The organism is Qipengyuania sp. HL-TH1 (assembly GCF_036365825.1).
Lineage (GTDB): Bacteria > Pseudomonadota > Alphaproteobacteria > Sphingomonadales > Sphingomonadaceae > Qipengyuania > Qipengyuania profunda.
The window spans coordinates 3,131,140-3,145,192 of sequence record NZ_CP142675.1; the positions used below are offsets into that span (position 1 = coordinate 3,131,140).

The window sequence follows — 14,053 nt, forward strand, 5'->3', positions numbered from 1 at the left end:
GCCGAACCGAGCCGAGCGTCAATCGGCTCAACCGTCAAAAAAGCGTCAATCCGGGTCCGACGACGTGTTTCGCGGGTCGTGCGGAATGAGATCGGGCCAGCCGAACTTCTCCCACGCTTCGACCATACCGATCTTCTCTGCAAACTGCATAAAGCCGGGATGGAGGCGGGTGCGGTTTATCGGGTCGATATCGATCCACAGGCTCATCAAGCTGAACATGTTGGCCGGGTGAATACATTCGGAGTAGAGTTTCATCACGAGGTCGGCATGGCCCATCCAGATCGCGGGGAAGGCGATTGACGAGTCATAGGGATCCGCCATTGTCGCATGCAGACCGTCGAGCATCTTGCAGTAAACCGCGCGATCGGCGGCCTTCCCGCTGAAAATTCCGCGCGCGGCAATGTCGAAATAGGCATCACGCGCGGCATCGTCCATCACCGGCATTCCCGGAGGTCGCATGATGGTCGTCCCTAGATATATCCTGCTGTCGTAATGCGCCTTGACCGCCGCCACGTGGTCTCCCGCAGCCATGTACGCCACGGCGAGCCACATTCCGGGAAAGCCAAGGTCGACCATCCGCCGGCCCGCGGCGATCGCCTTGTCGACCTCGCCAATGCTGAGATAGGCTGAGGACAGCATCACGTGGTTGCGCCCATAAATCGGATCGCGAGCAACGGATTGCTCGATAAAGGGAAGCCCTTCGCGCGTCTTGCCGAGATAGAGAAGGCACGATCCCAACCGAGAGATCACATCGGCATCATTGGGGTCCCGGGCAAAAGCTTCGAAGGACAGTTCCAGTGCGCGCGCCGGATTGAATTGCGTCCACTCGTGAATGCCCATGATCGAGAAGGCATGACCCTGCCCCGGATCGAGGGAAATGGCGCGCTGCGCGCATTGTGCAGCATCCCGTGAATTCTTGACGCGCTCGACACTTGGCGTGAGAGCGGCGACGCTGATGTGCGCATCGGCAAGCGCGGTCCAGCAACTTGCAAATTCGGGGTCTGTATCCAGGGCCTCTTCCAAAAACTCGATGGCTTTGGCCATGGCTCCGTCGACGCCCACGCGCTGTGCCAGCGCGCGCCCCTGAAGATACAGCGCATAGGCATCGCGATTGGTAGTCATGCGCCGCGAGGTCGAAGGTGGTGCTGAAAGGCCGAGCGTCCGGGTGATCGCCGAAATCACGGTGGCACCGATCATGTCGCGCGATCCGATGAATTCCTCGATCGATCCGCTTACGAAATCGGACCAGATTTCGGTGCCGTATCGGCCATCGATCAGCGCGATGCGTACCGAGATCCCCTGATGTGTTCGCCGCACCTCACCTTCGATCAGGTGCGATACGCCCAGCTCGCTCGCCATCTGCTGCAAGGTATAGCCTCGCTCCAGAAGCGCCGCGATGGATGTGCGCCCCGCAAGAGTGATATCCTGGATATTGCCAAGACGCGAAGAAAGCTCATCGACGACGCCCTCGCTCAGGAAAAGCTCGCCGCCGATCTCATCGTGCTGATGGAACGGCAGGACCGCAATGCTGCAGCCCGCACCGCGCTTCCGATACGCTTCGCGCTGCCGGATCTGAAGAGCAGCTTCGAGGCGAGCGGCCGTCTCCGGATCATCGCGGGAGTTCAGCCATGAGACGACCCGGCGCACTTCCGCATCCAGTCGATGTTCTATCGCATCGCGTCTTTCGGTAAGCCACGCGGCGAATGAGGCACCGAAACTGAATCCGTCGAGAAGCGGGCGATCGCCGATATCCTCGAGCAAGCGTGAGGCTTCTCTACCGCGCTGGTTCGACAAGGCATCGAACAGGACAAACAGATCAGCATCGATCCGCGTTCGACTGAGTTCGATGGTGCTGCGCGTCGATTTGATGAGTGGGCTGCACTCGCCCTCGGGCGGGAGTTTGCTCAAGGCCAGAAGGCATTGACGCAAACTGGCACGAGCCTGAGCGGGAAAACGACCCGGCCAGAGCATCCTGCTGATAGTCTCACGGTCCATTGCCTCACCATCATTGAGGCACAGCATGGCCAGGATGGCGCGGGCGCGCTGGTTGGATAGATTGGGGACTTCTCCGGAGCCAAGCGTTATCGTGGGCTTGCCGAAGACAGATATCTTCAGCTTCCGAGCATCCTCGAAAGACGCCTCGGACCCGCTTGCTTTCAACTCGCCCCTCCCAGTATGGCAGCATCCTAAACGGATGACAGCACATTGAAGAGAATGCGCGCGAAATCAATGAAGTCGCGCTAGCCGGCTGAACGGCTCATATCTTCCATGCGACAAGGACCGAGAAACGATACGGACCCTTGAACGAAGCGAGCGGTAGATACATGCCTCCGCAATGTCTGTTTCTGCCTCATGGTGTAGAAAAGCGGACGATCCGCAATCGGCCCATTTCCTGCCATTCCGCCACTCTTCCACAGCGAATACGTGATCGAGTGTAGGCATATCCAACCTGCTCTTGATTGCGTCGCCGTCGATTGCGCCGCGTGCAACGGCTGCTATGCGCCCCAATTCCAGACGTAGACGTCCCAGATATCGCCTCCTGAAAACAGACATCCCCGGCGTCATTCCGACAAACAGCAATGAAAGCTACTTGCTCGCAATTTGGTCCCGCGTTGTTTGGTTTGGCAAACGACAACGATCCAGCGGGCTGTGGCCTTTTCGAGCACAGGTCGGAGATTAATTCAATTTGTAGAGTGGCGCTAGGATCCCCAAGCCTGAAATCCCTCGCCCGCTTGCGAGACGTGCAAGAACGGGAAGATGCTGGTAGCACACGCTTTTATTTTCTTTACTCTCCGATCTGGGCGCTTAGCACATCAACTGAGGATCAGTCCGACCGCACCGCTGCCGACAAAAGCGGTCATGGGGCGAGGTCTTTCTTGCGGGGATGAGGGAAGTAGACATCTACAATGCGCGATGACGCTAAACTCCCCACCAAACTCTCACCTGATGGCCTGCTGATCGGCTATTCGCTCGAGGCGGATAAACATCGTCCGGTTATGGGTTTTCAGTTTGGTGAGGCGATCGAGGACGAAGATCGCGACGATGACATGCTCGAACCGGTCTTGCATACTGGAGACGGTCATCTGATCACGCTCGCTCGGACCGGAGCGGGCAAAGGCGTGGGCTGTATCATTCCTGCTCTTTTAAGATATCCCGGACCGGCCATCGTCATCGACCCCAAAGGCGAGAACTATCAGGTCACCGCACGTCGTCGCCGTGAGCTGGGGCAGAAAGTGCTCTTGCTCGATCCCTTTGGAGTGACGGGAGAAGAAACAGGGGCGCTTAATCCGCTCGACCTGATCGATCACCGCTCTCCAGAGGCGGTCGACAGTGCCGCGCAACTTGCCGAGCTGATAGTGACCAAGCAGCACACGCAGGACCCGTTTTGGGACAGCCGAGCTTATTCACTCATTACGACCATGCTACTCTTCGTGGCCTCCGGAAGGCCGCCTGTTCTGCGCAACCTGCAAGAGATGCACTACCTGCTCAATCAGACAAACGAAGATATAGACTTCACCTTCAAGGAGATCCTAAAGAGCCCGCTTCCCGCTGTCCGGCAGGGCGGTTCAATCAAATCGACCGCCGAGGCAAAGGTTTGGGCCTCGATCTTGTCGACCGCGCAATCGCACACCGATTTCCTGCGTAGCGCCGGGGCGCAAGCTACGCTTGGCCGCTCGACGATTGATCTTCAGGCGATCACTCGTGGCGATCCAATTTCCATCTATGTTGTGGTTCCGCCCGAAAAGCTCGAAAGCCACGGCAAACTCCTCCGCCTATGGATCGGAGTCATGATGGCGGCCATAACCCAGCGCTCGCGGCGTCCCGAATTGCCGACATTGTTCATCCTCGATGAAGCCGCGCAACTCGGCCCGCTCAAGCAACTTCGTCAGGCGATCACGCTGCTTCGGGGGTATGGCTTGAGAACCTGGAGCTTCTGGCAGGATCTCAGCCAGCTGCAAATGCTGTACCCGCACGATTGGAAGACTATGATCAACAACTGCGAGGTGTTGCAGGCCTTCGGGTTCGCCAATGCGCGCGTCGCCCGCGATGGTGCCGAGCTGACAGGTTACGAGGATTGGCGCGTCCTTCAGGATCTCGAATTTCCTGAAATGGTTCTTGCAATAGCAGGGGACAAGCCAGTCATCGCGCGCAAGCCCAACTATCTCGAAGACCCCGCATTCGTGAGCCAGTTCGACGATAACCTGTTCTACAGCAAGACCCGCAGGACCGGCGGGAGACGAGGGCGCCCACCCAGCCCGCGAAACGTGGAAGCCTGGCTGAGCTGAAGCGGCAACGGGCTCGCGAGAAGGCCGAAGCGGCGCAGGGGCGACAGCCTTCCGCAAGCGAGGTGCTGGACGCCAAATTCGACCTGTCAGGCCCAGAATTCACGCCCCCGGAAGACATCCCTGACCCCTTCGCCATGCCGGACGATGACGGTCCCCATAATGGCACCGATGATGATGATCGCATCGGGGAGGACGACGGGAAGCGCGGTGCCCCGGACGACGATGCCAGCGATGGTGCGAAACCTTGATCGACGAGGAAGAGAACCCGGTCGCGGTGGGCTTTATCGACGGACAGAACCTTTTCATGCAGGCGAAGCGTCTGTTCGGCTATCGCACACCCAATTTCGATCCGTTCACGCTCCATCGCGAGATCTGCGAAGTCGCGGGTTTCGTGCCCGGAGCGGTGCGGTTCTACACCGGCATGCCGTCGGCGCGGCGCCAGCCCCGCTGGCACGCCTTCTGGCGCAACAAGACGCAGGCGATGGAGCGCATCGGCGTGAATGTGACTACGCGCCCCCTGCGCTACCGCAAACGAAGCATCTTCGATGACGACGGCGATGTCGAATTCATGGTTCAGGCAGAGGAAAAGGGGATCGATATCCGCATCGCGCTCGACCTTGTGCGGATGGCGAGGCGGGCCTGTCTGACTGACGGACCACAGTGAGGAGAAAACATGCAAGTTGATCGTATCTTCCTCAGTTCGACCTTCCTCGACTTCGCTTGGGAACGCGAGTTCCTCAACACCGAGCTGGTGCCGGCACTGAACGAGGAGTTGCGGAGTGAGGGACGGGAGATTGACCTGCTGGACCTGCGCTGGGGCGTGTCGCGCGATGCCGGCCTAGATAATCATGCGGTCGATATCTGCATGGCCGAGATCCGCCGCAGTCGCACGTCGGGCGCACGACCCTATTTCCTCTATCTCGGCAGCGACCGGCCCGGCTGGATCCCCCTGCCCCGCCTGCTCGGCGAAGCGGATCATAGCGCCATCCTCTCAATCCTCGGCGAAGAGGATGACGAGGCCGTCAGGCTGTTCGATGAGCTCTACCGCGCCGACGCCAATTTCATCCAGCCCACCCGCATCCTGCGTAATCGCGAGACTTTCGAGGATATGCAGGGCCTCAACTGGACGCAGGCGGAGGAGCGCATCCGCAGCGTAATCGATGCGCATCTCGATCGCCTGTCGCCCGACCTGGCGCAACGCCTGTCGACGCCGGTCACGATGCAGGAACTCGCGCTCGGGCTCAGTCTCGTCGACGGGGATGCCGAACGGATCGGCGCGATGTGGCGAAGCGAAAAAAGCTCGCTGTTCGGACGCATGGCTAAGGCGAAGTCTCCGCACTACGGCCGCTGGCGCCAGCGCGTCGAGCGCATGTTCGCCGACAAGGGCGCGCGCATCGAGAATCTTGAGCGCTCGGGCGACGGCGACAAAGCCTATCGCGCCGCGTTCGAACAATGGGCGCGCAAGGTTCTGCTGCATGCCGCCAGCGGACACGATGCCGCCGAGAGCGCAGTTGATCCGACTGCGGGACCGGCGGCGCTCATCGAGCGTAAATGCGTAGCGCCACTGGCTGAGCGTCTCGGCCAAACGGCCGCACAGCCATTGCTGGTGTTCGGGTCCAGCGGCTGTGGCAAGAGCATCGTCGTCGATCAGCTCGTCGAGCGAATGCCGGACGCCATCGTCTTGCGTCCGGGTCGCGAAAGGCAACGGCTCGACGGCGATGGCTTCGCCCGGCTGATGGGCAGCGCTGTCGGCGACGGCGTCGACCAAAGCGGCGAAGAGGCTTTGGCGGCACTGCGGCGGCGGCTCGAGCGACCTTTCTCGAGCAATGTGCTACTGGTCGTCGACGGGCTCGACGAATGCGACTGGCGCGATGTCGGCGAAGCCGTTTCGTGGATCCCGGCCGAACCGGGCGAGCGTCTCACCCTCGCCATCACAACCAGCGACGAGGGTATTCGCGACGCCTTTGCCGACATTTTCCCGCACGACGCCGTGATCCCGCTCGCCGAATTCGACGAGGAGGAAACGCGGCAGGCGATCGAGAGCTTTTTGGGAGCCGACGGGCGGCAACTGCAGCCGGGGCAATTTGCGACCCTGTTCGAAGGCCTGGGAGACATGCCCGCCAAGGCCGTCGCGACACGCATCGCCTCGACAATCGCGCGCTCGCTCTCCGACGAGGATCTGCTCCAGCCGACCGATGCGCGGCTGGAGGCATGGGTCGCCAGCTGGATTGAGCATCTCGTCGATCGCGAGGGCCACGGGCGGCGACTTGCCGAGACGGTTCTCGCATTGTTGGCGGCGGCGCGCCGAAGCGTTGCCGAAGCAACGCTGTTCGAGGCGGTCCGCGACGATGCCGCGATCATGGATTGGTTGCGCCGATCCTTCCCCGACGGAATCGCGCTGGACACGCTACCGAGAACCGCGTTTAGCAGGCTGGTCGGATCGCTTTCTCCGCTGCTGGAGATGACCGAGCGGGGCGGCGAACTGCATTACGCGTTCGTGCACCAGGCGCTGAAGCGGGCCGTCTGGGAGCGCGTTGGTGAATCGTGCGGTCAGTGGGCTCACGAGCGGCTTTTCAACCTCGCCGCCGACCGGATCGAACTGTCGAGAACAGAAGGATACGAGGAACCCTACAGCCTTTCCGAAATCGTATTCCAGGCCGCCGCCCTCGGCACGCCGTCGCGTGAAAGACTCGAAAAACAATTGCTTGATCCGCACTTCATGGCGGCCAAGACGGGGCGGGCGATGCTCGCCGATACGCTGGCCGAACTCGATGCCTTGCGCGCCGCCGACTGGCTCGGCTCGCCCGTAATCCGCCAATATGCCGAGATGATCGGCGAGGAACGGCATAATCTTGTTCGGCTCGAGGATGCCAGCGAACGAGCCCTCTACCTGCGCCAGCGCGTCGGGCGCGATTTCGCTTCGAACCCGCTGCGCGGCCATTTCCGCGAGGACGAGAGCGTCGCGCGGCTATGCTTCCAATCTCCGCGCATTCCGGGTGTGCGGGTGGCGGACGCCGTTTCGCCGCGTCATGTGAGCTTCATCCAGCCCGTTGGGCGAGACTTGGCGATCGGCCAGAAGGACGGGTCGATCAGCATTGTTGAAGGGCAGTACGGAAACCTCCGTGCGACCCTGCCCGGCCACGGCGAGATCAAGGGCATGGTGATCGTCCCGGAAAGCGGGCGCATCCTCACCTGGGGCCCACGCGGCGATCTCGCTTTGTCGAGCGTCAGCGCGGCGCGCGAATTGCACCGTTTCGACATCGGATCGGGCCCTGTCCTCGGCGCCGTACCGACCGAGGACGGAGGCTGGCTGGTCGTCGGCGGCAGCCCCCTCGCGGTACACCGCTTCGATGCGAGCGGCGATGCGCTGGGAAGCGATCCGTTCGATCTCGAGACGGGGCCATCGGTGAAGATCACGAATGACGGACTCGAGGAAGCGTGGCGCTTCAGGCCCGAGAAACTCGCATCGGCATTGATGGGACGCCGCGGCCACATGCACTTCGACCAGCAAGCCGACATCGCCAATCTGGGCGAAGGACTAGTCGCGATCTACGGCTTGCAATTGCTGGTTGTGTGGTCGGTTCGACACGGCAAGGTGCTGTTCAGCGCCAACCAGATCGAGAACGACAAGTGGGTGCCTTGGCAGGTGCGGCGCGATGGTAACGATATCCTCGTCCTGTCGAGAGGGGGCGGCCTAGCGCGTCTCGATCCTGCAGCCATCAGCATGGTGATCGAGAAGCCCGCGCGGGCTGTCGGCGGGGTGGAGCGTATCGACGATGAGCGTCTGTTGGTGTTCCGTCAGCAAGACGATGGGACAATCGCGACCGAAATCGTCCACCCGGCCACGCTCCAGGTCATCGAGCAACAGAATTGGCCTAACATTGCCGATCAGGGATTTTTTCGGCACGCGACATCGTTCATGACGCGTGGCGTCACACCGCTTGGACCGCTCTTGTTGGCATGGAGTGCGGAAGGTCATTTCCTGCTCGATCATGCGAGCGGCGAGATAGCGCAAATTTCATTGCGCGAGATGGCCCTCTCGCTGATCTCGGGCCCGCATCTGCCCGGCAATGCGGCGATATTGATCAACAATGGCAGTCCCCAACTGCTGTTCGCCGATGGCCAATCACTCGATCTAGAGCCTTTGGTGTCGGACATCGCTACGTGTACCGATCTCGGGGAAGGGCGGGCGCTGTTGACGCTCGAGGATCAACGCGCCGTTCTCTGGGACGCCGACGCCACCATCCGCTGGATCACAGAGGACAATGACAGCAACAATCCCGCGGCGGCGCGGCTGACGGGTCAGTCGCTGCTCCTCGCCAATGGCGAGATTGTTCGCCGGGACCGCTCCCGAAACGCCGGCTTCAGCCGATTTGCGACGCTGGGCACATTTCTGTTCGGCCAGAACGGCAACGAGCCCGGTCTCGTCGTCGCGAATACCTCGGGCCCGCTGGGCGAAGTCGCGGCAGCCGGCAAGGGACGCATCGACTGCATGGTCACTGCACGCGATCCCGTTATCGGACAACGCCATCCCAACGTCGCCTACCTCGCCATCCGCGGCGATCATCTGGTTACAGGTCTCAACGGCGGAATCGCTTCGTCCATTTTCCCCATTGCCAGCGACGACAAACCTGAGGTGGAGGCGCTTGCAAGCCTCTCCCGCGTGAAGCGCATTATGGCGACTCCTGATGGCATCCTGCTGCTGCGACGGCGTTCGATCGAGAAACTCGTGCCAAGAAACAGCCTGTTGACGGACTTCGAGCGCACGACTTTGCTCGACGGCAAGGTTCTCATGTTCGACCAGCCCAATGCGCATTTCGAAGCGACCGCCTGGTTCGCGCGCCTTGGTATCGGGCTAACCGCGATACAGGATCATTACCGGGGCAAGGGATCCGAAGCGCGCCTGTTCCAGAGCTTCGATTCGCAGAAAGGCGTTCGCGGAGCCAAGTTCATTGTCGCCCCCGAAGGCCTCGTGCTGACGACACGCGGCTTTGCCTACCGCGACGAAAAGGGGCAGTTCCAGCATCTCACCTGCGACGCGGCGAATGGCAACATTTCCATAGAGCCTGTCGAGGGAGCCATCGCCCTGCCATTGCCGTTACGCGAGCGAATGGAGGAAATTCACGGACCGAACGATGGCGGAACCTATTGGGAAATGCCGGTCCCCGACGACCTCACCTTCACGCTCTCGCATGGCAGGCTTTCCGCCACACTCGATCACCACCGAATCACCATGCGCGACGGAGATGGCCAGCGGCCCTTCTTCTTCCCCGCCGGATACGACCTGCTCGATGCGGTCTACCATGCGGGGATGCTCATGATCCTCATCCGCAGCGAAGGCGTGCAACAGTTATTGCATTGTGGCTCTGCCGAGATCGTCCCCGAACAACTCCCCTATCGACACGGAGCGCCAGAGCGGCGCGCGCTTCGCCGGTTGGGGCTCGTCGACAAGGTCGCGGGTATGTCGCCTCCCGAAGCAGGACATGGCATGGTGTTCTCAAAGAAAAAGGAAACAGCCCACCAACGCCGCGAATTGCCCGAGATTATCGAAACCAATCTCATGACCGGGAAGATCAAGGAAGCGGAAAAGGACATGTTCCTGCTCGAAGCCCTGATCAGTGGTGCCGCGAGTGACAATTCGCACGCAACGAGTGCCGGTTTGGCCCACAGGCTGGCAGCGCTCCACCAAGTGCTTAGCGGTGAGCTGGATTTCGAAGCGTATCGCCGGGAACGCTTCGTCAGTTCTTCGACGGAAGATGCGGAGGTGTTGGTAAAGCCTTGGCTGGATGCGATCATCAGCGCAGTTCTCACTCAACCGGATGTCGCAACAAAGGTTCGGGCGAAAAACTACGCCATCCGCACCCAGATCGAGGCTGCCGGGGTGGATACGTCGTCGCAGCGAGAGCTTTCAGATCTCTTCCATCTTATCGAAAATCCGCCCTCGCCATCAGAGCCATCAAATCGGGCTAATAGCAGCACAAGGGAGCAAGAATTCATGGACCTATCAAAAACGGACATGGCACGGCGACACGATGAGGCCATCTTGCTTGATGAACAGGGTCGATGCGCGGAAGCGGAGGCGATATTCGAGGAGCTTGCGAAGGCGGGCTTTGCAGAGTCTGCCTGGTCGTTATGCATAATGCATCATGCCGGTCGCGCTTCTTCTCCATCCAAGGAAAGTGAGCGCAAGTACCTGACCATGGCTGCAGAGGGCGGACTTGATAAGGCCCGCACCAATCTTGCGAACATGCTGATGCAAGGCGAAGGCGGCCCGCAGGATCTGGCCGGAGCGCGACGCTGGTCGAAGCTGGCGCTGGACAATGGGGATCGCACTGCGGCCATGTCTTATATCGTCGCCACGCTGACCGATTCATCTGCTGACCAGAGGGAAAAGCAGGAAGCATTGGCGATCCTCAAACTGGAGGTCCGCAACGGCAATCCGCGAGCACTTGCGCTGCTGCAGCGGCTGAAAGGCGACGGCTGATGTCGATGGGCTTTCCGCCCGCGCAAGACGGTCTTCCCGATACCCCCGTCATCGCGGTGTCGGGGCATCGCCGCTTGTCGGCGCGGGCCGAAACCACGCTCGAAGAGGTGCTTGGCCGCTTGTGGCGCACGCTTGGGCAGGAATGGTCGGCGTGCGGTCGGAACGAAGCGCCGCCCCTGATCGCCAACGGACTGGCGGCTGGTGCCGACCTGCTCTTTGCGGAGACACGCAAGCGGGATTTCCCAGCCGCGAAAGACTGGCATGTTCTGCCTTGTTCACCGGCACTCTTTGAAGCGACATTGTTCGACGGTCTCGAAGTGCGGCCCGATGCTACCGCTGGGCTTCGGGCACGCTATCACCGGGCGACAGACGGGGCGACAAGGCAGACAGTTATCTGTGACACCTCGGAACCGCCCACCTCATTATCCTATGCTGAGCTTGCCCGCTGGATGGTGACTGCAGCCGACGGCCTGCTCGCTTATTGGGACGGCGAGGAACCACGCGGCGAAGGCGGAACCGGGCATGTCGTCGAGTTGGCTTGCGAGCGGGCGCTTCCGGTTCTGCTTGTCACGCCAGACGGCGAGGTTCGGGGAGACGGAGCGATGGCTGGCAAGACGGATGACCTTCAGGCGCTGTCACGCGAGTTTGTCTGCATGACTTTGCGGCAATTTGATCGGCGAGAAGAATTGGCCGCCGCGCGGGCCGGGGAGTAAGAAAACGCATGGATACGGACGAACAATTGCCACCGCCCAACCTCGCCGCACGTATGGCCGTCTGGGCGACGAAGCGCGGCCATGGCAGCACGATCGGCAAGCCGGTCATCTTCCTGCTGCTCATCCTCTGCTGGTTCTCGCTGACCAGTCTTGGTGCGTGGCAGGCCAGCCCCGAGCCCGATGTCGGCCGCCGCCTCGCCGACGCGCTCTACGCTCCCTTCACCTTCCTCGCGCCCCAGGATAGCTATCTCAACCAGACGGAAAGCGCGCTCCTCACCGACCCGCTGCTTTGGTTCGGTCGCTTCTTCGGCGCCGCGATACCGGTCTACGCGATCGTCTGGGCCGCCATCGCCTGGGGACGGCGGCGCATGGCGCATGCGCTGCTCCCGCTGGCCCGCGGCCACGTGATCCTCTTTTCCGAACCCGGCGAAGGCGACGGTATCGCGCGCCGCCTCACCAGCGACGGTGAGGTCGTCATCCAGGCGGAAAGGGAACCGAGCCCCGAGCGGATCGAGGCTATGGGCAATCTCGGGATCATCCTGATCGACGCCAAATTGCCGACGGCCCTGCGCCAGTCCAATGCCGAGAAAGCGTCGCGGCTCGTCGTGTGGGGCGCGGATGATGCCGACAATCTCGCGAGGGCGCTCAAGATCGGCGAGCTGCTAACTTCGCGCCACGAAGACATCCTCGTCCGGATTGAGAGCGCGCAGATGCACCGTGCGATGCGCCTGTCGCGGACGATCCTGACACGGGACGACGCGCGGCTGCGCCCCCTCTCGCTCTACCAGGCAGCCGTGCGCGAAGTCCTCGCCGATGCGGACCTGACTGATGCCGCACATCACTTCGAACAGGAAGGGGTACATGTCGGCATCATCGGCCATTCGCGACTGCTGGAAGAGGTCGCGACCTTCGTCCTGCGGCATAATTGGTCTGTCGGCCTTGCTCCTCCCCGCATCACCATCGACCCGGCCTATGCCCTGCGCTGGGAGGGATGGTTCGAACTGCATCGACAGGCGTTCGATGCTTTCCCGCAAGTGCTCGGTAAGGATGCCGAACCCGTGTCCCTTGCCAGCGGCCACGACACGCTGATCAACGATCCCACGCTGACGAGAATCATCATCGATCTCGAAGACGATGGGGCAACGGTCGAGGCGGTGTTCCGGATCGGCCTCCATCTCTGGCGCGCGGCGGCGCTACACTACTCGATCCAGCCGGTGACCCGGTCGACCCATTCGGTCCGTGCGCTTTATCGCGAGGGCGAGATGAATTTCGAGGAACCCATCTCTCTGGCGCTGCAACGCCATGCCGGCTCGCTCATGTCGCGCCAGCGCGACCGAGCTGCGGCGCGCAAGCACCTTACCTATGAAGAAGGCCTTCCGGACGTGGCGGACCTGCCGGCCAACAAGCCCTGGCGTCATCTCGACGAGACCTATGTGCACGCTAGTCGCGCGGCGGCCGAGCATGATCCCATCAAGAAATCGGATCTGGCGCGGCTGAGCGATTCACCGGCGGCGCAGGAGAAAATGCGCCGCAACGAGCATGAACGCTGGTCGGTCGAGCGCCTGCTGGACGGCTGGCTCCCCACGGCCGACCGGGCCGCCACTGACCCAAAGCAGCTGGTTCACCGCGATCTCGTGCCTTGGGAAGAATTAGAGGCCTCGGACAAAGAGAAAGATGCCGCGCAGGTTGATGCCCTGATCGCGCAGACGCGCAAGGACGAGAGTTAAGAAATCTAGACTTCACATCTGACCGCGTAGGAAACCGCGTCAGCTGCCACGAATGGAATGTCTGCTTTCCGGTTGAAGTGGAACTAAAGCGGACGTTCCGCTTCCGGCCCCTTTTCTGTCATTCGATCGGCCTATCCACAGGCTTCCGGACAGGCGGTGTAGCCGTATCCAACCTGCTCTTGATTGCGTCGCCGTCGATTGCGCCGCGTGCAACGGCTGCTATGCGCCCCAATTCCGGACGTACACCGCTGCTTTCGAATCCCCTTTTAGCTGCCGCGCGCGACGCATTCGAAAAGCAGACGCAGAGCTGGAACTGCGCGCGATTTAAGGGGCGCTCGGCTATAATTTCGTTAAGCGTTCAGATCACCGCGGCTTACCAACCAGCCACACGCCTGTTTCTGCCACCAGTTCCATCGAACAGATCGGCATGCCATCCTCGTAGAGATCGGCGTGGCCGGCTTTGACCATGGCCTTGGCCTTATCCAGCGCTCCGGCAATCGAGAGACATTCGAAGTCGATCTCTTCAATCACTGAGTTGTGATCGTCGCGGGCGCGCAGCTTGTAGCTATGCATCACTTGCTTTCCGCTCCGTATTCGCTGGAACTCTTTTTGCCGCCTTGGCCGCCCCGGCCGGAGCCGGACTTGTTGCCGCCGCCGCTTTCCTTGTTGACGGTCGCCCAGGCGCGGCGTTCGGCTTCTTCCTGCGAGACGCCGCGGTCCTCGTAGCTCACTTCGATGTGCTCGGCCTTGCGCTTCTGCTTGTCGGTGTATTTGTCCTTGTCTCCCTTCGCCATCACGTTTCTCCTCATTTCGTGTCGAGTACCCGTCCGCGCTAAGAAAATA

The 14,053-nt window shown here is 61.3% G+C and carries 9 protein-coding genes; 6 read left to right on the top strand and 3 right to left on the bottom strand.

Annotation, left to right across the window (positions count from 1 at the left end):
• Positions 1-45: 45 nt before the first annotated feature.
• Complete coding sequence (locus tag VWN43_RS16005) at positions 46-2,160, bottom strand: hypothetical protein (protein WP_156488956.1); 2,115 nt, start codon at positions 2,158-2,160, stop codon at positions 46-48.
• Between the two features lie 746 nt (positions 2,161-2,906).
• On the opposite strand from VWN43_RS16005, the gene VWN43_RS16010 reads away from it, so the two are divergent.
• The 6 genes from VWN43_RS16010 to VWN43_RS16035 all read left to right on the top strand — a co-directional run bounded on the left by VWN43_RS16010 (position 2,907) and on the right by VWN43_RS16035 (position 13,210).
• A complete protein-coding gene (locus VWN43_RS16010; protein WP_320181092.1) occupies positions 2,907-4,286 on the top strand; it encodes a type IV secretory system conjugative DNA transfer family protein in 1,380 nt (459 codons plus the stop codon).
• A gap of 62 nt (positions 4,287-4,348) precedes the next feature.
• The gene (locus VWN43_RS16015) at positions 4,349-4,534 is read left to right on the top strand and encodes a hypothetical protein (protein WP_320181091.1); all 186 of its coding nucleotides are present in this window, start codon (positions 4,349-4,351) and stop codon (positions 4,532-4,534) included.
• On the top strand, positions 4,531-4,950 hold the full coding sequence (locus VWN43_RS16020) for an NYN domain-containing protein (RefSeq protein WP_320181090.1): 420 nt from the start codon (positions 4,531-4,533) through the stop codon (positions 4,948-4,950). The genes VWN43_RS16015 and VWN43_RS16020 overlap by 4 nt, the downstream gene beginning before the upstream one ends.
• A gap of 9 nt (positions 4,951-4,959) precedes the next feature.
• Positions 4,960-10,770, top strand: a complete 5,811-nt coding sequence (locus tag VWN43_RS16025) for a hypothetical protein (RefSeq protein ID WP_063535431.1) — start codon at positions 4,960-4,962, stop codon at positions 10,768-10,770.
• On the top strand, positions 10,770-11,483 hold the full coding sequence (locus tag VWN43_RS16030; RefSeq protein ID WP_063506045.1) for a hypothetical protein: 714 nt from the start codon (positions 10,770-10,772) through the stop codon (positions 11,481-11,483). The genes VWN43_RS16025 and VWN43_RS16030 overlap by 1 nt, the downstream gene beginning before the upstream one ends.
• Before the next feature lie 8 nt (positions 11,484-11,491).
• Complete coding sequence (locus VWN43_RS16035; RefSeq protein WP_063506044.1) at positions 11,492-13,210, top strand: RyR domain-containing protein; 1,719 nt, start codon at positions 11,492-11,494, stop codon at positions 13,208-13,210.
• Between the two features lie 363 nt (positions 13,211-13,573).
• Here the strand turns inward: VWN43_RS16035 and VWN43_RS16040 are convergent, their stop codons facing one another.
• Positions 13,574-13,783 (bottom strand): hypothetical protein, encoded by a 210-nt coding sequence (locus VWN43_RS16040; RefSeq protein WP_050599068.1) that lies wholly within the window; start codon positions 13,781-13,783, stop codon positions 13,574-13,576.
• Positions 13,783-14,004, bottom strand: a complete 222-nt coding sequence (locus tag VWN43_RS16045; protein WP_050600379.1) for a hypothetical protein — start codon at positions 14,002-14,004, stop codon at positions 13,783-13,785. The genes VWN43_RS16040 and VWN43_RS16045 overlap by 1 nt, the downstream gene beginning before the upstream one ends.
• Positions 14,005-14,053 lie beyond the last annotated feature (49 nt).